Raw genomic sequence first — 20,411 nt, 5'->3', positions numbered from 1 at the left:
TTCGGCGGCATTTATTTGCCGTTCGGCGAAACGGTGTTGAAGCCGCAGCACGAAGCCTATGAAGCCGCCGAAGCTGCGCGCACGGGTCTGCCGCTGGAGGCGGCGGGTGTACCTGCCAAGTTGGCGTCGGTGGATGCGATGGTCGCTGAGGCACAGCGTCGCTGGGCGGCGCGCGGCATGGCGGGCGAAGTCGGCTTCTTGTTCGTGAATCATGTCGACGATGCGAACGCGACGGTCAGCGTGTATCGCGCCGGCACGGATCGGGTCACGTTGACGGGCGAGGGCATTCATTTCGCCGGCACCACCGGAGCGGTGATTCGTGAAGATCCTCCGGAAGGCGTGGTCGGCGGCATCACCAACTTCGTCACCGGTCTGCATTTGCAACACTTCCGTCACTGGCTATTGCGCTGGCTGTATTTCATGGGCGGCCTGTCCGGAGCGGTATGTATTGCGACCGGATTCATCTTCTTCGTCGAGAAGCGGAAGAAACAACATGCCAAGCAAGGCGTGTCGGGCGCGCGCTGGGTCGATGCATTAGCCGTGGCGACTGTGACAGGCACCGTGATCGCGGCGGTGTCGATGCTGGTGGCGAATCGTTTGGTGCCGTCCGAGCTGCCAGCTCGAGCCAGCGTGGAAGAGGGCGCGTTCTGGATTTCCTGGTTGCTCGCGTTCGCGCACGCTGCATGGCGTAGCGCTCCGGTGCAACAAGCGAAAATATCGCCGGCGTGGCGGGAGCAATGCTGGGCGATTGCTGTGCTGGCACTGGCCGCCGTGCTGTTGAATTGGATTACCACCGGCGATCATCTGATCGCGACGGTGAGCGCGGGCTATTGGCCAGTGGCTGGCGTCGATCTGACGATGCTGGTCGGCGGCGCAGTGGCGGCGATGGCAGCGTTGCGATTGAAGCGGCGCGAGCTCGGACTGACGGGCACAGTGGTGCAGCCCTCCTCAGACGAGACACCGGAGGGTGTGCGTGCGTGAAGTCGTGATGTTGGTTGCTTCGTTGCTCGCTTGTGTCTTGGGGTTTGCGTCACTGGCACTCGCTATGGAACCGCACTGGCGTCAGGTGCGTGGCGACGTGCCCATTCCTCGGCCGACGGTCATCGTGCTTCGAGTGCTCGGTGGCGTGGCGCTGTTTGCGTCGCTGCTGTTGTGCTTGCGCGTCGATCACGCCTCCATGGCGTCGCTGGTTTGGGTGATGGCATTGGCCGGCGCAGCGCTGATCGTCGCTTTCACGCTCGCATGGCGGCCACGCATGTGGGCGTGGCTCGTCGCCTGGACAAAGTAGCGACGCATAGTTCAGTGATGGCAGCCCCCGCCTGGGTCAGGCGGGGCGGTCGGCTGGTCGGCTCAGAGGTTGGCGCCGGCCGCGGACCAGCGATCTCCACAGCCATTCGAGCGGTCCGTAGGCATAGCGCTCGAGCCAGGGCTTGGACCATCCCAACAAGACCACCCAGATCAGCAGCACGACCGGGTAGCACTGCCAGCGTTCCAGTTGGCCATACAGGCCGAGGCCGTAGCCGTGGAAGATCAGCACACAAATGATGCTCGAGGCGATGTAGTTGGAGAACGCCATGCGGCCGACGGCGATCAAACGTTCAGCCAACCAGCTCGCCGCACCGGACTGCATGAACAGTATGACCACTGATGCATGAGCCAGCACCAACCAGGGTCGTAACAAGGTGAGATGCAGCGCTTCGGTGATGTGCAAAGTGATGGGCGAGAAACGATCCGCGTCATTCCACAGAATCAGCGGAATATGCAGCGGTACGCAGATCGCGAAGCCCCACAGAGCGATACGGCGATAGGTTGTCTTGGACCACGCGCCGGAGAAGAATCCCAGACGGAATAGCGCCATGCCGAACGCGATCAATGCGAGCGTGTCGGTCATTGCCAAAGGATGTGCCTCGGTGAGGATATACATCGAGACCGGTGCGCGAACTTTGAACGCATCCATGTAGCTGCCGAGATAGCCATCGAGCTGAGTTTGCGGGGGCGGGAAGGTCATTTCCTCCTGCGTCGCTCGCCACTCTTGTTGCACGCTCGCCGGCGCGTTCGGTGCGTTGGCTGCTGTTTCCAAGCCTCGCAGTGAGGTGTAAGTCCAAGTAGCCAGCAGCAGCTTCAATACCAGCAGTGCGATGCCTGTGATGATCAGCGTGCGCACCGACCAACGCCACGCGACGAACGCAATCATGCCGGCGACGGCGTAGAGCACCAGGATGTCGCCGTACCAGATGAACCATACGTGGATCATGCCGAATACCAGCAGCCAGAACATACGCGCGTAGTGAACGCGGGCTGGGCTCTCGCCGGATTTAAGAGCGCGCTCGGCGATCAAGACCGTGCTGGCGCCGAACATCATCGTGAACAGGCCACGCATCTTGCCGTCGAACAAGGCGTAGTTGATGGCCCAAGTGGCGAAGTTCACGCCCTCGGATCCACCGTAATAGTAAGGGTCGTAGTACGCCCACCCCGGCATGGCGATGTCGACGATGTTCATGAGCAGGATGCCCAACACCGCGACGCCACGAATGGCGTCGAGCGTGTCGATGCGCTCGGCCGTGTTTACGGTGCTCACGTTCATTCTCCGCGAGAGTTGTTTTTCTGACGAAGCATGGCGACGCGGCTGCGAACAGCCGTACCAAACAATCGCGCCGTATCCACCGATGCCCGCTCGGCGTCCGGAACCACTGCGGACCATTGCAGGAAGCCGTGTGCGAGCGTCGGATAGTTCAGATACATCGCCGGCACGCCGGCATTGGTGAAACGTTGGCTGAGGCGCCGCGACGAGTCGCGCAACATGTCGAACCCGGCCGAGACGATGATGGTGGCCGGCATGCCGATGAAGTTGGAGTCGTTCAATGCTTTGGTGGATCGTTGCAGCAGATCCCCAGGGAACACATTCGCGAGCATGAAGTTGCGAAAGGTGGCATCCAGTCCGTAACCGTTGGTGAACAGCCGATAGGACTCGTCTTTGTCGTTGAAGTCGCTGGACGTGTAGTAGAGCAGTTGATAGGCCGGCAACGGGCGTTTCGCGGCAATTTGTCGCAACGAGATGTCGAGCGAGATGTGACCGCCGGCGCTGTCGCCACCCACCGCAACCAGGTCGGGTTCGCTGCCCAAGCTCTTGGCGTTGGCACGGGCCCACAGGAAGGCATCTTCACCGTCGTCGTTGGAGGCTGGCCAGAGATGCTCGGGGGCCAGTCGATACTCGACCGAGACCACGATGGCTTGCGCTTCGTTCGCCACCAAGCGCGCGAAACGGTCAGTGGCTTCGATGCCGCTGTATAACCAGCCGCCGCCATGGAAGTACACGAGCAGCGGCAGCGGCGCTTCGGCGCTGACCTTCGGTGTGTAGATCCGAATCGGCAGGGGACCGCCGCGTCCGTCGATCTTGCGATCCTCCACCTTGCTCATGGGGGCGGTGACTTTGGTGAACAACGCCCACTCGCGATTCAGTCGGTCCAGGGTGCCGGCTCTGGCGTGCGGATCCAGAAACGTCGCCAGGCCGAGCTGGACTTGCTCGGGCGTGCGGCGGCGGCGTTCTTCCAAGTAGTACTGGAGCTTGGGATCGAGGTGCTGGCCGTCGCTGACTTCGCGCGGGCCTTTGAGTGCTTGCAGGAACCAAGCTTCCGGCCGTGACATCAGCTCGAAGCGTTGTTGTTCCTCGGGCGTGGGACGGAAGTCATCCACCGGTTGGGCCGCAGCTGTGAGCGTAATCATGGTCATGACGACGATGCCCATTCTCCCAATCATTCTTATAGCCCCGCGATAGACGCCAGATCGCTGTTCTTTGTATCGGATCGGTAGCGACCGGGCAGTTGCCTAAACCGGCCGTGCCGGTGCCGGGTCGGCACCACGTCGCCGTCGGGTCGGCATCGGGTCGGCATCAGGGGGGCGGCGCAGGGAACAATTCGCGGGCATCGCTCTTGAAGCAGTAGCGCCGTAGAATCTTCCGGCAATACTGACAACAAGGTCGCCCATGCGTATCGCCAAGCTGCTGTGCTTACCCTTGCTCGCGCTCTTGCTGAGTGCGTGCGGGGTCAATCCGGTCACCGGCAAGAAGGAAATCCAGTTCGTCTCCGAGGCACAGGAGATCAAGATCGGCGAACAGCACTACTCGCCCACCAAGCAAAGCGAAGGCGGCTCGTTCGACGTGCTGCCCGACCTGTCGGCCTATGTGAACGAGGTGGGCCAGAAGCTGGCCGCGGTCGCCGACCGCAAGCTGCCTTATGAATTCGTGGTGTTGAACAATCCGGTGCCCAATGCCTGGGCGCTGCCGGGCGGCAAGATTGCCGTCAATGTCGGGCTGTTGTCGGAGCTGAAGAACGAAGCGGAGCTGGCGGCGGTCCTGGGTCATGAAATCGTGCATGCCGCGGCTCGACACGGGGCCAAGGCGCAAGAACGCGGCACGCTCATGCAGGTCGGCCTGGCAGCGGCGCAGATCGGTGCGGCCATCAGCGACGTCGACTCCACCGTCGCCAATCTCGCCGTCCAGGGCGCCGGCTTGGGCGCGCAAATGATCCAGCAGAAGTACGGTCGCGACCAGGAATTGGAGAGCGACGAGTACGGCATGAAGTACATGAAGCTGGTCGGCTATGACCCGCAAGGTGCGGTCACGCTGCAGGAAACATTCGTGCGGCTATCCCAGCAGCAGGGCGGCAAGGCGCAGAGCTTCCTGGAAGGCTTGTTCGCATCCCATCCGCCGTCGGAAGAACGCGTCGCCAAGAACAAGGAACATGCAGCTCGACTCGGGCTGGGCGGTGATGTCGGCAAGGATCGATATGACGCTCGCTTGAAGCCGTTCCGCAAGATCGAACCGGCCTACGACAAGTTCGAGGAAGCGATGGTCGCCGCGCGCAAGAAGGAATATCCCAAGGCGCAATCGTTGGTGGAGGAGGCCATCAAGATCGAACCGCGCGAAGGCCGCTTCCATGAATTCCTGGGCGAGATGCAACTGGCCCAGAAGAAGCCGGAACAGGCGTTGCCGCATTATCAAAAGGCCATCGACCTGAATCCCGACTATTTTGGTTCTTATCTGGGCGCGGGTGTGGCGCAGTATCAGACCGGCAATAAGGCGCGAGCCGAAGAATGGCTGACCAAGAGTGTCGAGCTGTTGCCCACGGCACCGGCCGCTTATTACTTGGGCACTATTTCCAAGGACCGCGGCGATCGAGGCAAGGCGATGGAATATTTCCGCGCCGCTGCCGGGTCGCAAAGTCAGATCGGTCAGCGTGCTGCCAACGAGTTCGTGCGCATGGATCTGCCGCAGAATCCGGGCAACTACGTCGCCACTCAAGGGCAGCTCGATGCACAAGGCCGCGTGGTGCTGGTGGTCCAGAATCGCTCGCCGGCGCCGCTGGCCGGGATTCAAGTGACGCCAGTGCTGGTCGATGCTTCAGGTCGCGTTACCCAGCAGGGCGCGCCGGTGGTGTTCAACGCTATCGTTCAACCGGGGCAACAGGCCGCTGCGCAGACTGGCATCGGCGGTCTGACGCAAGCTCAGTTGCCTTATCTGCGCTTCCGAGTGGACGGCGCCAAAGTCGCCGAGTAGTGGACTAGGCGACGGGCAGCTCGACGCGGACTTGGTTGCCGCCGCTCGCGGTTGGGTTGCTTTCGATGTGACCCGACAGTTCCTTGACCACGTGCTGGATGGCTTCGGTGATGAAGGATTTGGCGCGGGGCTGCGGCCGGGAATCCGTGATCTCGAACTGAACCCGGCTGTCGACGGTGCGGCCGGCGATGCGTAGCTCGCCGCCGCTGGTCATGGCGTCGATGCTTTCCGCCAGCAAGCCGAGCGTGATCAAGCGCACTTTCGAAACTAACGCCGTCACCTTGATGTCGTCGCTGAAATCCATGCGCACGCGCACGTTGTTACGGGCGGCGTCGTTGGTCAGGAAGCGAGCCAATTCGGTGAGCAATTCTCGAAGGCAAATCTCCGCAGCGACCTGCTGCTCGGGCGCCATGCTTTCCAGCACGCGTTCCAGGCCACGCTCGTGATTGCTGATGGCCTGCTGGACGAATTGAATCACTTGCTCGAGCGGCACCGCCATGGGTTTGAGGGCGCGAGCGGCGCGCGTCAGTGCGTCGACGCCGCCGAAGATGCCTTGCAAACCATTGCGAAGGTCATGTGCATACGCGCGGCGGCAACGGCGATTCAGATAGGCGCGGAGCGCGTCCTCTAACAAAGCTGTGTCGTTCACCGGGTTTTGTTTGCGCATGTCACGAGGCATCGGCATTCAGGCGCTGGGCTCGTTCCAGAATGTCTTCCAGACTGGGCAAACCGATGGGCTTGCGGAAATGCAGATCGAAGCCGGCGTCGGTGGCCCGTTGCCGATCTTCGCTCTGACCCCAGCCGCTGACCGCGACCAGAAAGAGCTCAGCTCCCCACGGCTCACTGCGAATGCGCCGAGCCACTTCGTAGCCATCGAGAACGGGCATGCCGATGTCCAGCAACGCGAGATCCGGGCGCCAGGCAGCCACAGCTTGCAGTGTCTCGGCGCCATCCGAAGCCTTGCGTACTTCGTGACCGCAAACCTCCACCAACAGTGCCAGGCTTTCCAGAGCATCGGGATTGTCGTCGGCGACCAGCACTCGTAACGTTTGGCTTGGCGCGGGGGCCGGTGCCGCTTCCGCTTCCGCTTCGGGGAAGACTGGCAGCGGTGCGCTCGCGTGCGCCAACGGCAACCGGACGATGAATTCGCTGCCGCAGTTCGGCCCGGCACTGGTGGCGCTCACCACGCCACCATGCAATTCGACGAGTTGACGGACCAGCGCCAGGCCGATGCCGAGGCCGCTAGGCAAATGACCCGAGTCTTCATGCACGCGCGAGAACAGGTTGAACAGCTTCGGCAGCGCTTCGGCGGTCATGCCGATGCCCGAGTCCTTCACCGAGAACACCGCGTGCGATTGATCGACGCTGGCTGTGAGTCGGATGGTGCCGCTGGTCTGCATGTACTTGGCGGCGTTGTTCAACAGATTGCTCAGGATCTGTACCAGGCGTGTCGGGTCGCCGTTGACCGTGGCCAGGTCGGCGCTGGAATCGATGTGCAGCTCGTGACGATGCGCGGAAATGATGGGCTGAGCGGCCTCGACCGAGCGATCCAGAATGGTCCGCAACGTCAGCAGTTCCTTGTTGAGCTTGATGGTGCCGCGAGAGATGCGGGACACATCCAGCAAATCATCGACCAGCCGACTCAGGTGCGTGGTCTGACGGTCGATCACTTCGCGAGCCCAACGCAGCTGCGAGTGTTCCAGCGGCATCAGCGACATCACATCGACGGCGGCTCGAATCGGTGCCAGCGGATTGCGTAGCTCGTGCGCCAGAATGGCGATGAACTCGTCCTTATGACGATCCGCATCGCGGAGCGCGGCATTGGCCAGCTCGAGATTGTGATTGACGCGTTCCAGCTCGTGCGCCTTCTCATGCTGCAGCATGGTGTTGGCTTCGGCCAGGCTGCGGTTCAGGCGTTGCAGCTCCCGGCGCTGCATGTACAGCTCCACCAGCACCGCGACCTTACTGCGCAGGATCTCGGGCACGATGGGGATGGACACATAGTCGACGGCACCGAGCCGATAGCCTTTGAGTGCATCGAACTCCGAGTCGTGCACGCCGGTGACGAAAATGATGGGGATGCTTTCGAAGCGCGGATGATCGTGGATCATGGCCGCAGTCTCGAAACCGTCCATGCCCGGCATGCTCACGTCCAGCAGGATCACCGCGAAGTCGTCCTGGAGCAGGCGCTGCAAAGCTTCCTCGCCGGAGCCGGCCCGGACCAGAGTCTGGCCCAGGTCCTCCAGGATGGACTCGTACGAAAGCAACCGGCTCGGCTGGTCGTCGACCAACAGAATGTTGACTCGTTCGTGGAGCGGCAGGGCGTTCACGGTGCTGGCAGGGCCAATTAGGGTTGCAGCCACATTCTTACCAGAGACAGCAACTGGGCTGTGTCGACGGGTTTCGCAACATAATCAGAAGCACCGGCTTCCAGGCATTTCTCACGATCGCCCTTCATGGCTTTGGCGGTCAGGGCGATGATGGGCAGCGAGCGGAACTTGGCATTGTCACGGATGCGCCGCATGGTCTCATAGCCGTCCATTTCCGGCATCATCACGTCCATCAACACCAACGACAGGTCTTCGGTGGATTCCACCAGCTTGATGGCGTCCATGCCATTACTGGCGTTAATGACCTGCATGCCGCGCCGTTCCAGCACGCTGTTCAAGGCAAAGATGTTCCGCACGTCGTCGTCCACCACCAGCACCTTCCGGCCATGCAGCGGCTCGTCGCCTTCGTGCAGGGCCTCGATCATCTTCTGCTTGGCCGGTGGCAGATTAGTGACCACCCGGTGCAAGAACAAAGCTGTCTCATCCAGCAGACGCTCCGGCGAGCGCACGCCCTTGAGCACGATGCTCTTGGCCTTGGTGCGCAGTTCCTGCTCTTCGGCCTGAGTCAGATCGCGGCCGGTGAATACCACGATCGGCGTGTCACGCAGCGACGTGTCGGCTTGAATCTCCGCCAATAACTCGAAGCCCGACACATCCGGCAGCCGCAGGTCCAGTACCACGCAATCGAACTGTTTGGTGCGCATGGCCTGCAAGGCTTCCTCGCCGCTGCCGGCCGCGGTGATGGTCACATCGTCGAAGCCGATCAGCTCGGCGATGCTCAATTGCTCGGCCGGGTCGTCTTCCACCACCAGCAATTCGCGCACATTGGCCGCCGCGAAATTACGAATGCGTTGCAGGGCCGCGGCCAGTTCGTCGGTGGTGGCGGGCTTGTTCATGAAGGCGTAGGCGCCGCGTTCGAGGCTGTACTGACGCTCCTCTTCGACGGTCAGGATCTGTACCGGAATGTGGCGCGTGGCCGGGCTTTGTTTCAGCTGGTTCAGCACCGTCCAGCCCAGCATGTCGGGCAAGAACACGTCCAGCGAAATGGCGGTCGGATGGTACTTGCGCGCCAGCGCCAGGCCGTCGGCACCGGTCTTGGCGACCACCACCTTGAAGCCGTTGTCGCGCGCCAGGTTCAACAGCACCTTGCCGTAGTGAGGATCGTCCTCGACGATCAACAGAATACGGTCGTCGGTTTGCAGATCGTTACGATCGTCCAGCAGTTCCTCGGCACGCAACGGCAAGGGCAGGGGTTGGAACGGCGCATTCTGCGTGCTCGTGCCGGCCGCCTGAGTCTTGGCCGGCCGATACGCCGAGCCGACGAACGTCAGCGGCAGATACAGCGTGAAGGTGCTGCCCTGGCCGGGCGCGCTCACCAGACGTAGCTCGCCGCCCAGCAGGTGGGCGAGTTCACGGCTGATGGCCAGGCCCAGGCCGGTGCCGCCGTACTTACGCGAGGTGCCGGCGTCGGCCTGTTGGAAGGCCTCGAAAATGATTCTTTGTTTTTCGGGTGCGATACCGATGCCGGTGTCGGTTACCGAGAAGGCGACCACGGTGGCCACCTGGTTCAGCACCGGATGATCCGGGCTCCAGCCCGATTGCGCCGGCCGCACGCGCAGCGTCACGCTGCCTTGCGCAGTGAACTTGAACGCGTTCGACAGCAAGTTCTTCAACACTTGCAACAGGCGTTTCGGATCGGTGGAGATCTGCCGGCCCAACGCCGGCTCGAAGTCGGTGTTGAACTGCAGCGTGCGCGCTTCGGCTTCGTGTCGGAAGTTGCGTTCGATGGTCTCGCGCAAATGTGAGAACAGCAGGTCTTCGGAGTCCACCGTGACCGTGCCCGACTCGATCTTGGACAAGTCCAGGATGTCGCTGATCAGGTTGAGCAGGTCGGTGCCAGCGCCATGAATGGTCTTGGCGAATTCGATCTGGCGCGGCGACAGGTTCTGGTCGGCGTTCTCGGCCAGCTGCTGACCGAGGATCAGAATACTGTTGAGCGGCGTGCGCAGCTCGTGCGACATGTTGGCCAAGAACTCGGACTTGTAACGCGAGGTGAGCGCGAGTTCGGTGGCCTTCTCTTCCAGCGCGCGACGCGCCAGCTCGATTTCCTCGTTCTTGCGTTCCACCTCGGCGTTTTGTTCGGCCAACAAGCCGGCTTTGTTGGCCAGCTCTTCGTTGGTCTGTTGCAGCTCTTTTTGTTGAGTCTGTAATTCGCCGGCCAGTTCCTGGGACTGCTTGAGCAGGCCTTCGGTACGCATGGTGGCTTCGATGGTGTTGAGCACCACGCCGATACTGCCGGCCAGCTGTTCGAGGAACGCCAGCTGCGAGGCGGTGTACTCGTGCAACGAGGCCAGTTCGATCACGGCCTTGGCCTGGCCTTCGTACAGAATGGGCAGGGCGATGACGTTACGAGCGCGAGCGGCGAGCAAGCCGCTGCGAACATGGATGGAATCGATGGGCACATTCTCGAGCAGGATGCGGCGACCGTCGGCGGCGCATTGGCCGACCAGACCTTCGCGTAGCGCGTACTCGCGGCGCTGGCCAGGATTCGCGTCGGCGTAGGTGGCGAATTCCTTGAGCACTTTCTGCTCGCGCTGGTTGAGCTCGGCGATATACAGAATCGCCTGTTGCGCACCGACCAGCGGCGCCAGCTCGGCCAACAACATCTCGCCCATGGTCACCAGGTCGCGCTGACCTTGCATCATGCGGCTGAACTTGGCCAGGTTGGTTTTCAGCCAGTCCTGTTCGGTGTTGCGCTCGGTGGTCTCGCGCAAGTTACCGATCATGGCGTTGATGTTGTCCTTGAGTTCGGACACTTCGCCGCGGGCGTCCACCTGAATGGAGCGGGTCAAGTCACCCTTGGTCACGGCTGTCGCCACTTCGGCGATGGCGCGCACTTGGTTGGTGAGATTGGCGGCCAGCAGGTTCACGTTGGCCGTGAGATCTCGCCAGGTGCCGGAAGCGCCGGGCACGTTTGCTTGACCGCCGAGTCGGCCTTCCACGCCCACTTCACGCGCCACGCTGGTCACCTGATCGGCGAAGGTGGCGAGCGTGGTGGTCATGCTGTTGATGGTTTCGGCGAGCGCCGCGACTTCACCTTTCGATTCCACGGTGAGGCCTTGGCGCAAGTCGCCGTTGGCCACGGCCGTCACCACCTTCACGATGCCGCGCACCTGGTTGGTGAGGTTGTTGGCCATCGTGTTGACGTTGTCGGTGAGATCTTTCCAGGTGCCGGCCACGCCGGGCACGGCTGCCTGACCGCCGAGCTTGCCTTCGGTACCGACCTCGCGCGCCACGCGCGTCACTTCGGCGGAGAAGCCGTTGAGCTGGTCGACCATCGTGTTGATGGTTTCCTTCAGCTGCAAGATTTCACCTTTCACGTCCACGGTGATCTTGCGGGACAAGTCGCCTCGGGCCACAGCCGTGGTCACTTCGGCGATGTTTCTAACCTGGCCGGTGAGGTTGGAGGCCATGGAGTTCACGTTGTCCGTGAGATCCTTCCAGGTGCCTGCGACGCCCGGCACGATGGCCTGACCGCCGAGTTTGCCTTCGGTGCCGACTTCACGCGCCACGCGCGTCACTTCGGCAGCGAAACCGTTGAGCTGGTCGACCATCGTGTTGATGGTTTCTTTGAGCTGCAGAATTTCGCCGCGCACGTCCACCGTGATCTTGCGCGACAAGTCGCCTTTGGCGATGGCGGTGGCCACTTCGGCGATGTTACGCACCTGGCCGGTGAGGTTGGAGGCCATCGAGTTGACGTTGTCGGTGAGATCTTTCCACACACCGGATACGTCTTTCACTTCGGCCTGACCGCCGAGTTTGCCTTCGGTACCGACTTCACGGGCCACGCGCGTCACTTCGGCAGCGAAACCGTTGAGCTGGTCGACCATCGTGTTGATGGTTTCCTTCAGCTGCAGAATTTCGCCTTTGACGTCGGCCGTGATCTTGCGCGACAAGTCGCCGTTGGCGATGGCCGTGGCCACCTCGGCGATGTTACGCACCTGGCCGGTGAGGTTGCCGGCCATGGAGTTCACGTTATCGGTGAGATCCTTCCACACGCCGCTGATGCCTTTTACTTCGGCCTGGCCGCCGAGCTTGCCTTCGGTGCCGACCTCGCGGGCCACGCGCGTCACTTCGGCGGAGAAGCCGTTGAGCTGGTCGACCATCGTGTTGATGGTTTCTTTCAGCTGCAGGATTTCGCCTTTCACGTCCACGGTGATCTTGCGGGACAAGTCGCCTCGGGCCACGGCGGTGGTCACTTCGGCGATGTTTCGCACTTGGCCGGTCAAGTTCGCGGCCATGGAATTCACGGAGTCCGTGAGATCCTTCCAGGTGCCGCCGGCGCCGGTCACGTTCGCCTGACCGCCGAGCTTGCCTTCGGTGCCCACTTCGCGGGCCACGCGTGTCACTTCGGAGGCGACTGAGCGAAGCTGGTCCACCATCGTGTTGATGGTTTCTTTGAGCTGCAGAATTTCGCCGCGCACGTCCACCGTGATCTTGCGCGACAAGTCGCCGCTCGCGATGGCCGTGGCCACGTCGGCGATGTTTCTAACTTGGCCGGTGAGGTTGGAGGCCATGGCGTTGACGTTGTCGGTGAGGTCTTTCCACACGCCGGACACGTCTTTCACTTCGGCCTGACCGCCGAGCTTGCCTTCGGTACCGACCTCGCGCGCCACGCGCGTCACTTCGGCGGAGAAGCCGTTGAGCTGGTCGACCATCGTGTTGATGGTTTCTTTCAGCTGCAAGATTTCGCCTTTCACGTCCACGGTGATCTTGCGGGACAAGTCGCCTCGGGCCACGGCGGTGGTCACTTCGGCGATGTTTCTAACCTGGCCGGTGAGGTTGGTGGCCATGGCGTTGACCGAGTCGGTCAAGTCTTTCCAAGTGCCGGCCACGCCGGGCACGAGCGCCTGACCGCCGAGCTTGCCTTCCGAACCCACTTCGCGGGCCACGCGGGTCACTTCGGAGGCGAACGAGCGGAGCTGGTCGACCATCGTGTTGATGGCTTCTTTCAGCTGCAGGATTTCGCCACGCACGTCGACGGTGATCTTGCGGGACAAGTCGCCGTTGGCTACGGCGATGGTCACTTCAGAAATGTTTCGGACCTGACCGGTGAGGTTGCCGGCCATGGAGTTCACGTTGTCGGTGAGATCTTTCCACACGCCGGTGATGCCGGGCACGATGGCCTGGCCGCCGAGCTTGCCTTCGGTACCGACTTCGCGCGCCACGCGCGTTACTTCGGCGGAGAAGCCGTTGAGCTGGTCGACCATCGTATTGATGGTTTCCTTGAGCTCCAGAATTTCGCCTTTGACGTCCACCGTGATTTTGCGTGACAAGTCGCCACGGGCCACGGCCGTCGTCACTTCGGCAATGTTACGTACCTGGCCGGTGAGGTTCTTGGCCATGGCGTTGACCGAGTCGGTCAAGTCTTTCCAAGTGCCGGCCACGCCCGGCACGATGGCCTGACCGCCGAGCTCACCTTCGGAACCCACCTCTCGCGCCACGCGGGTCACTTCGGACGCGAACGAACGCAGCTGGTCCACCATCGTGTTGATGGCTTCCTTCAGTTGCAAGATTTCGCCACGCACGTCGACGGTGATCTTGCGGGACAAGTCGCCGTTGGCGACGGCGATGGTCACTTCGGAAATGTTTCTAACCTGGCCGGTGAGGTTGGAGGCCAGTGAGTTGACGTTATCGGTGAGGTCCTTCCACACACCCGACACGTCCTTCACTTCGGCCTGACCGCCGAGCTTGCCTTCGGTACCGACTTCGCGGGCCACGCGCGTCACTTCGGCAGCGAAACCGTTGAGCTGGTCGACCATCGTATTGATGGTTTCTTTGAGCTGCAGGATTTCGCCTTTGACGTCCACGGTGATTTTGCGAGACAAGTCGCCTCGCGCCACGGCGGTGGTCACTTCGGCGATGTTACGCACCTGGCCGGTGAGGTTGGCGGCCATGGAGTTCACCGAGTCGGTGAGATCTTTCCAAGTGCCGGCCACGCCGGGCACCACGGCTTGACCGCCGAGTTTGCCTTCGGAGCCGACTTCACGCGCCACGCGCGTCACTTCGGAGGCGAACGAACGCAACTGGTCCACCATCGTGTTGATGGCTTCCTTGAGCTGCTGAATTTCGCCACGCACGTTCACCGTGATCTTGCGTGACAAGTCGCCGCTGGCGATGGCCGTCGCCACCTCGGCGATGTTTCGCACCTGGCCGGTGAGGTTACCAGCCATCGAGTTCACGTTATCGGTGAGGTCCTTCCAGGTGCCGGCAGCGCCGGGCACCGAGGCCTGGCCACCGAGCTTGCCTTCGGTGCCGACTTCGCGGGCCACGCGTGTCACTTCCGAAGTGAACAGGCCCATCTGCTCGATCATGGTGTTGACGATGGTGGCCGAGCGTAAGAACTCACCCTTCAGCGGCCGGCCGTCGACTTCGAGGCGCACGGTCTGCGACAGGTCGCCCTTGGCCACGGCGGTGATGGTTCGAGTGACTTCGGCGGTGGGCCACAACAAATCGTCGATCAGGGTGTTGAAGGCGCCTTCCATGTCGCCCCAGGCGCCGGAGCGACGATCGATGGCCATGCGATGCCGGGTCTTACCTTCTTTACCGACCACCTGGCCGGCGCGTGACATTTCTTGAGACAGCCGTTCATTGGTGGCGATGATCTCGTTCAAGGTCTCGGCCACCTTGCCTTCGAGGCCGTCGTAGTCGCCGGCGATACGCACCGAAAAGTCACCGTCGCGAACCGCCTTCAGGGTCGCCAACAAATTCTTCAGGTCGAACGGGACGGACGCCTTGGGCGCCGCGATCTTGGGGCTGGGTACTTTTTTCACAGGTGCTTTGACGATGCGACGACGGACTCTCGCTGGGGTTGGCATTCAAAGCTCCGGATGACATACGCGGGGAAGCGCCGGCCAAGCGCCTGACAAAGCTATTGTTGTTGCGGAAGCGGGAAGCAAACTAGCCATTCGGTGCAGCACCTGCAACCCTTACATATCGATAGTTTGCAGTTGGCCGGAAAGTTCAGGACACTGGGAACTTTCTGCGTAGGTGGACATTACACGTGGTTCAGCAGGTGCAGCAATTATAACGAGCAGCGATGACGGGAGTGATGGAGCCAGCCGTGGAGCAGTTTCTGCTCGCGAGCATCGACACCGTGCCACACCTGGAAGCATTGCTACTGATCTTCCAAGCGCCGGCCACCGTCTGGACGGTGACGGAGCTGTCGGCACGCATCTATGTCAGCGACAAACAGGCTGCCGGCATTCTGGAGGATCTGGCGCGCCGCTCGCTGATCGTGCGGCTCGATCCGGCCAGCGCCGCTCAATACCAATACAGCCCCAGGTCGCAGCCCCAGACGGAGCTGCTCCATAAGGTGGCTGAGTCCTATCGCACTCAACTGGTCCAAGTGACACGATTCATTCATTCGCATGCCTCCGGCTCGGTGCGTGACTTTGCACGGGCGTTTCGGCTCAAGGAACAGGACTAAAAATGGCCAGCTTGGTGTATCTGCTCGGCGCCATCGTGACCGCGATGTGCGCCATCCTGCTGTTGCGAGGGTTCATTCGCTCGCGAGGACGATTGTTGTTGTGGAGCGGCCTGTGCTTTGCCGGGCTGACCCTGTCGAACGCATTGCTGTTCGTGGACCTGGTGCTGCTGCCGCCGGAGCACAGTCTTTATATGTGGCGGCTGAGCACGGCCGCGGGTGCCATGCTGCTGCTGGTCTACGGCCTGGTCTTCGAGAGCGAGTGAGTCATGATCGAAGGCTTTCTATTGGGCGTGATCGTCACTGCGTCGCTGATCTCGGCCGGTTTCTTCTGGCGCTTCTATCGCCAGACCGGCGACAGCTTGTTCTTTGCCTTTGCCGCTGCGTTCGCCATCGAGGGCGTCAATCGCATCGCTTTTCTGATGGTGGACAAGCCCAGCGAGGGCAGTCCCATCATATATATGGTGCGGTTGGTGGCCTTTTTGCTATTGCTCGGGGCCATCGTGGTCAAGAATCGCGACACGCCGAACGATCACCAGTAACTCGGACTCAATCGCTGGAACTGGCTGGCGGTGCGCCGGCGTTTCAGTCGCATGAGTTGGAGCCGCAGACAAATCGTTGCCGCCGGTGTGATCGGTGCGCTGCTGGCCGTCGCTGTGACCATCATCGGGCTGAACTTCTTGCAGCCGGAGCGTCGTATTCAGCAGCAGGTGGAGCATCGCTATGCCACCGCCGATCCCCAGTTTCGACATGAGCTGAGCACGCTGCTCGGACCGCCCATTGTGGAGGGCAATCGGGTCAGCAACTTCGAGAACGGCGAACAGATATTTCCCGCGATGTTGGCGGCCATCCGCGGCGCTCGCCACAGCATCAATTTCGAGACTTATATTTATTGGTCAGGCGAGATCGGCCGGGAGTTCGCCGATGCATTGATCGAGCGCTCGCGCGCCAAGGTGCCGGTGCACGTACTGGTGGATTGGGTCGGCAGCCAGAAAATGGACGAGGTGCTGGTCCATCGCATGGCGGAGGCGGGTATTCGTATCGAACGTTATCACCCGCTGCATTGGTATCACCTGGTGCGCATGAACAATCGCACCCATCGCAAGTTGCTGGTGGTCGACGGCAAGATCGGTTTCACCGGTGGCGTCGGAATTGCCGATCAGTGGGAAGGGCGGGCGCAGGACCAAGAACATTGGCGGGATTCGCACTATCGAATCGAAGGTCCGGCCGTGGCACAGATGCAGGCGGCGTTCATGGATAACTGGATCAAAGCGACGGGCTCGGTGCTGCGAGGCGACGATTACTTTCCGCCTTTGCAACGGGCCGGCGATGCGGCTGGGCAGGTATTCACCAGCTCGCCCACTGGCGGTGCCGACAGCATGTTGTTGATGTACTTGCTGGCCATCTCGTCCGCGGTGAAGACCATCGATTTGTCGGCGTCCTATTTCGTGCCGGACGAGTTGACGTTGCAAGTGATGGTGGCAGCGCTCAAGCGTGGCGTGCGGATCCGAATCATCGTGCCTGGCGAGGACATCGATACCGAGATCGTACGCAAAGCCTCACGAGCGTCGTGGGGTGAGTTGTTGGCGGCCGGCGCGCTGATTCATGAATATCAGCCGACGATGTTTCATTGTAAGACCCTGATCGTCGATGGCCTGTTGGTGTCGGTGGGCTCGACCAATTTCGACATGCGTTCATTTCGGCTCAACGATGAAGCGAACTTGAACGTGTATGACGCCGCGTTCGCCGAGGAACTCACGGAGGTGTTCCAGGATGATCTCCGGCACGCCAAGCTGATCACGTTACAGAATTGGCTGCACCGGCCACTGACGGAAAAGATCATGGAGAACGCCGCCGCCGCGTTGTCGTCGCAGCTGTAGCCCGGCGACGCTCGTCATCGGATGATGGCTCTAGCATGTGATGCGTGAGTTGTCATCGGTGGTCCCGCGGGCATGATTTCAAGCGCGGAGCGCTCGCTCACAACATACTGAGTAGCTAAGCACGCCGGTGGAGTCGACGTTACACTACCGTGACGAATTCCAATTACGGAGCGAGGCATGGTGGTAAGAGCATTACGCGTCGGTGTGGCGTCGGCAGCCTGCGTTTTTAGCATTTCGGTAATGTCCGGCGTCGCGCAGGGCGCGGATCAAGCCGACCTGACCGTCATCAATCGCATCGTCGATGAAGGTTTCAATCGCAGCGAATTGCCGCTGACCGCGGCTTATCTCACCGATAGCATCGGCGGGCGCTTGCCCAATTCGCCGCAGATGCGTGCGGCCGAGCGCTGGACTCAGGAGCAGTACAAGGCGTGGGGCCTGAAGAACGTCCGCACCGAAGGCTTCGAGTTCGGTCGCGGCTGGTCCATTGATAAGTCCAGCGTGCGCATGTTGAAGCCGCGGATCGCCGAGTATCGCGCCATTCCGGTGGCCTGGACGCCAGCCACCAACGGCGCAATCAATGCCACCATCGTCATCGCACCCTTGAACAAGGTCGAAGACTTCGCTCGCTGGAAGGGCAAGTTGCGGGGTCAGATCGTGCTGGTGACCCAGCCGGACACTGGCGGCGAACCCGCGGTCGCCCCGTTCGTGCGCTTGGGCCGGGACGAGCTGAGCAAGCTGGATACGTACAGCCAGCCGCGCGTGTCCATGGATGCTGAGGTGAACAAGCGCCTGGAGCGCAATCGCTTCGAAGCACAGCGTGATGAGTTCCTGGCCGCCGAAGGCGCGGTCGCGTGGGTGCGCAGGTCCTATCGCGAAGGTGGCTTGGTGCACGGTGAGGGCTACATGCATCGCCGGAATCAGTCGCCGAAGCTGCCGGGCTTCGAGCTCGCCGCCGAGCACTATCGTCAGCTCGCACGGCTGGCCAAGGTGGGACCGGCGCCGACGCTCGAACTGATCAGCGACGTGAAGTATCACGACGAAGATTCCAAAGCGTACAACGTGTTCGCCGATCTGCCGGGGCGCGATGCCAAGGCTGGCTACGTGATGGCCGGTGCGCATCTCGACAGCTGGGTTGCATCTGACGGCGCTCAAGACAATGCCGCAGGTAGCGCGGTGGTGATGGAAGCCGCACGCATCCTCAACAAGCTCGGCCTCAAGCCCAAGCGCACGATTCGCTTTGCCTTGTGGAATGGCGAAGAGCAGGGCTTGTACGGTTCGTTCGATTACATCGAACGGCACTTGGTGTCGCGTGCACCGCTGACATCGCCGGTTTATGCAGCGATGGCGCCGTATGCGACTTGGAATCTGCGTTGGCCGGTGAAGCCGGGTCCGGATTACGATCTGTTGTCGGCGTACTTCAACCTGGACAATGGCTCAGGCAAGGTTCGCGGCATCTACGCCGAAGGCAACATCGCGGCCACGCCGATTCTGAAGACCTGGCTGGCGCCGTTCGCGAGCATGGGGGCTGACTCGGTGGTCGCATCGCCCACCGGCGGCACGGATCATATCGGCATGCAGGCTGTCGGCATCCCGGGCTTCCAGTTCGTGCAGGATCCGCTCGACTACAACAGCCGCATTCATCACACCAGCATCGACAGCTACGATCACCTGCGCATGGAAGACCTGAAGCAGGCCGCTGTGATCATGGCGTCGTTCCTGTGGATGTCGGCCGATCGCGATCAGCCGCTGCCCAAGAAGCCGCTGCCGACCAAGCCGTCGCAGACCGATCCGTTCGAATACGAGATCGATACGCCGTAAGCAAAAGACCTTCTGGAAAAAGTCGAAGCCCCGCGGAATGCGGGGCTTCGTGCCGGATCTCTATCGAACCTGAAGATGCCCTACATTCTAGGGAAGATCTTCGAGAGATGACGGCGGTGGAAGAGCATCGGATTTCGATTCACAACTGACAATCAAAAAACTAGCTGCTTCCATGTGCGTGACGTTTGGGCGCGCGTCAAGGTTCCGTTTCAATGCCGTTGCAGGCTAGTGACTTATCACGACGGCGAGCGACGTAAGTGCGGAGGGCTGATCGCCTACATCGATCATTGCCCCGTCAGTTTCGGTCCCATCGCGAGTTTGACGTCCTGCGGAACGGCGTATTCCGCGGCAATGTATTCGGAATCCAGCAGGCCGAATTGCTCACGTTGCACGACGTAGCTCCAGAAAGCGTCGGCGGCGTCCATCACCAAACTTTGACGAACTGACTCGTCCCGCTTACGGCGGTTAGCCATCACGTCGGCGTCGTATTCGCTCAGCGCCTGAATGGTTTTCTGCAGTTTGCGACCGGCAAAGCCGAACGATACAGCCGCTTCGCCGGCGAACAAATATTCGATGGGATTTTCAAATCGCGGCATTCCTTAGCGCCCGTCCGTGGAACTCATCAGTCGGCGGTACTGGCCGAGGTGTCGAATGGCGTGTTGTTCTTTGCCTTGCACTTCGTAGAGGCGGGCAAGGTTGAAGTGAGCGTCGGCAAGGCTGGGATCTTCGGTGAGCACGGTTTGATACGCCTCGATGGCGTCGTCGATGCGGTCCAGGTCTTCGAGTACCACACCGAGATTGAACATCAGCACCGGATTCGTGCCGCATTCCTGAATGCCGCGACGGTAAACGACTTCGGCTTTCTTTTCGTCGTGACGCGCGTGGAGTAGGCGGCCTAGATTGATCCACGCACTGACGTAGTCAGGTTCCAGCTCGACAACCTTTTCATACGCAGCTTGCGCAGAGCGAGCGTCCGCGTCTTCCAGCTTCAGCGCTTTGTCGAACCAATCATCAGCGGTTGCAGCGGGCGGCGTCTTGGTTGGAGCAGCAACTGTTTCTTTGTGCTCGACCACTCGAATCACGCCGTTCTCGACGCTCACATCTAGCCCGAGCACATATTGACCGTCGTCGACTTGGAAATGATTCTGGCCGTCGCGTACTACCACGCGATCGCCGATGGCGCTGATGCTCAGTCCCGACAAGGGCATTTGTTCGGGCAAGTGGCGTCGCAAATCTTCCAACGAACGATTGATGCGGCGACGAGAGATCTTGGCTTCGAGCAAAGCCCGCGCGGCTCGCAGCACGATCAGATCTTGAAAGGAAAACTGCAGCTGACGTTTGGG

Annotated in this window: 15 protein-coding genes; 8 read left to right on the top strand and 7 right to left on the bottom strand. The window is 61.3% G+C overall.

The window, feature by feature from the left end:
• The coding region (locus JNL55_RS01535; RefSeq protein ID WP_293848507.1) for a PepSY-associated TM helix domain-containing protein at positions 1-981 on the top strand (981 nt) is incomplete at its 5' end.
• On the top strand, positions 974-1,288 hold the full coding sequence (locus tag JNL55_RS01530; protein ID WP_293848506.1) for a DUF3325 domain-containing protein: 315 nt from the start codon (positions 974-976) through the stop codon (positions 1,286-1,288). The genes JNL55_RS01535 and JNL55_RS01530, both read left to right, overlap by 8 nt.
• 36 nt (positions 1,289-1,324) lie before the next feature.
• Here JNL55_RS01530 and JNL55_RS01525 read toward each other — a convergent pair whose 3' ends face one another.
• Together JNL55_RS01525 and JNL55_RS01520 are read right to left on the bottom strand one after the other, a co-directional pair.
• Entirely contained in the window at positions 1,325-2,578 is a 1,254-nt protein-coding gene (locus JNL55_RS01525) for a DUF418 domain-containing protein (protein WP_293848505.1), read from the bottom strand.
• A gap of 2 nt (positions 2,579-2,580) precedes the next feature.
• Positions 2,581-3,744, bottom strand: a complete 1,164-nt coding sequence (locus JNL55_RS01520) for an alpha/beta hydrolase (protein ID WP_293848504.1) — start codon at positions 3,742-3,744, stop codon at positions 2,581-2,583.
• Between the two features lie 238 nt (positions 3,745-3,982).
• Between JNL55_RS01520 and JNL55_RS01515 the strand changes: the two genes are divergently transcribed.
• Positions 3,983-5,554 carry a M48 family metalloprotease gene (locus JNL55_RS01515; RefSeq protein WP_293848503.1) on the top strand — a complete coding sequence of 524 codons (1,572 nt, stop codon included), beginning with the start codon at positions 3,983-3,985 and terminating at the stop codon, positions 5,552-5,554.
• Positions 5,555-5,558: 4 nt separating this feature from the next.
• Here the strand turns inward: JNL55_RS01515 and JNL55_RS01510 are convergent, their stop codons facing one another.
• From JNL55_RS01510 to JNL55_RS01500, 3 genes are read right to left on the bottom strand one after another with little or no spacing between them, the layout of a single operon-like run.
• The gene (locus JNL55_RS01510; RefSeq protein ID WP_293848502.1) at positions 5,559-6,221 is read right to left on the bottom strand and encodes a hypothetical protein; all 663 of its coding nucleotides are present in this window, start codon (positions 6,219-6,221) and stop codon (positions 5,559-5,561) included.
• 1 nt (position 6,222) lies between these two features.
• Entirely contained in the window at positions 6,223-7,884 is a 1,662-nt protein-coding gene (locus JNL55_RS01505) for a response regulator (RefSeq protein ID WP_293848501.1), read from the bottom strand.
• Between the two features lie 17 nt (positions 7,885-7,901).
• The gene (locus tag JNL55_RS01500) at positions 7,902-14,465 is read right to left on the bottom strand and encodes a HAMP domain-containing protein (protein ID WP_415922980.1); all 6,564 of its coding nucleotides are present in this window, start codon (positions 14,463-14,465) and stop codon (positions 7,902-7,904) included.
• Positions 14,466-14,983: 518 nt separating this feature from the next.
• On the opposite strand from JNL55_RS01500, the gene JNL55_RS01495 reads away from it, so the two are divergent.
• The 5 genes from JNL55_RS01495 (at position 14,984) to JNL55_RS01475 (ending at position 19,068) form a co-directional block, all read left to right on the top strand.
• Positions 14,984-15,373, top strand: a complete 390-nt coding sequence (locus JNL55_RS01495; RefSeq protein ID WP_293848499.1) for a hypothetical protein — start codon at positions 14,984-14,986, stop codon at positions 15,371-15,373.
• Between the two features lie 2 nt (positions 15,374-15,375).
• A complete protein-coding gene (locus JNL55_RS01490) occupies positions 15,376-15,636 on the top strand; it encodes a DUF5985 family protein (protein WP_293848498.1) in 261 nt (86 codons plus the stop codon).
• A gap of 3 nt (positions 15,637-15,639) precedes the next feature.
• Entirely contained in the window at positions 15,640-15,912 is a 273-nt protein-coding gene (locus JNL55_RS01485; RefSeq protein WP_293848497.1) for a DUF5985 family protein, read from the top strand.
• A gap of 51 nt (positions 15,913-15,963) precedes the next feature.
• On the top strand, positions 15,964-17,250 hold the full coding sequence (locus JNL55_RS01480) for a phospholipase D-like domain-containing protein (RefSeq protein ID WP_293848496.1): 1,287 nt from the start codon (positions 15,964-15,966) through the stop codon (positions 17,248-17,250).
• Between the two features lie 177 nt (positions 17,251-17,427).
• Positions 17,428-19,068, top strand: a complete 1,641-nt coding sequence (locus tag JNL55_RS01475; RefSeq protein ID WP_293848495.1) for a M20/M25/M40 family metallo-hydrolase — start codon at positions 17,428-17,430, stop codon at positions 19,066-19,068.
• Between the two features lie 284 nt (positions 19,069-19,352).
• Here JNL55_RS01475 and JNL55_RS01470 read toward each other — a convergent pair whose 3' ends face one another.
• Together JNL55_RS01470 and JNL55_RS01465 are read right to left on the bottom strand one after the other, a co-directional pair.
• Positions 19,353-19,664: a hypothetical protein gene (locus tag JNL55_RS01470; RefSeq protein WP_293848494.1), complete on the bottom strand. Its 312-nt coding sequence runs from the start codon at positions 19,662-19,664 to the stop codon at positions 19,353-19,355.
• 3 nt (positions 19,665-19,667) lie between these two features.
• The coding region (locus JNL55_RS01465) for a tetratricopeptide repeat protein (protein WP_293848493.1) at positions 19,668-20,411 on the bottom strand (744 nt) is incomplete at its 5' end.

Source organism: Steroidobacter sp., assembly GCF_016790065.1.
Classification (GTDB): domain Bacteria; phylum Pseudomonadota; class Gammaproteobacteria; order Steroidobacterales; family Steroidobacteraceae; genus Steroidobacter.
This window is presented reverse-complemented; position numbering and strand designations above follow the sequence as displayed.

Coding starts and splice junctions, on each gene's coding strand:
- JNL55_RS01500 (WP_415922980.1), bottom strand. CDS start 14,465: ATGGCCATCGATCGTCGCTCCGGCGCCTGGGGCGACATGGAAGGCGCC.
- JNL55_RS01520 (WP_293848504.1), bottom strand. CDS start 3,744: ATGGGCATCGTCGTCATGACCATGATTACGCTCACAGCTGCGGCCCAA.
- JNL55_RS01510 (WP_293848502.1), bottom strand. CDS start 6,221: ATGCGCAAACAAAACCCGGTGAACGACACAGCTTTGTTAGAGGACGCG.
- JNL55_RS01480 (WP_293848496.1), top strand. CDS start 15,964: ATGAGTTGGAGCCGCAGACAAATCGTTGCCGCCGGTGTGATCGGTGCG.
- JNL55_RS01515 (WP_293848503.1), top strand. CDS start 3,983: ATGCGTATCGCCAAGCTGCTGTGCTTACCCTTGCTCGCGCTCTTGCTG.
- JNL55_RS01495 (WP_293848499.1), top strand. CDS start 14,984: ATGACGGGAGTGATGGAGCCAGCCGTGGAGCAGTTTCTGCTCGCGAGC.
- JNL55_RS01485 (WP_293848497.1), top strand. CDS start 15,640: ATGATCGAAGGCTTTCTATTGGGCGTGATCGTCACTGCGTCGCTGATC.
- JNL55_RS01475 (WP_293848495.1), top strand. CDS start 17,428: ATGGTGGTAAGAGCATTACGCGTCGGTGTGGCGTCGGCAGCCTGCGTT.
- JNL55_RS01490 (WP_293848498.1), top strand. CDS start 15,376: ATGGCCAGCTTGGTGTATCTGCTCGGCGCCATCGTGACCGCGATGTGC.
- JNL55_RS01470 (WP_293848494.1), bottom strand. CDS start 19,664: ATGCCGCGATTTGAAAATCCCATCGAATATTTGTTCGCCGGCGAAGCG.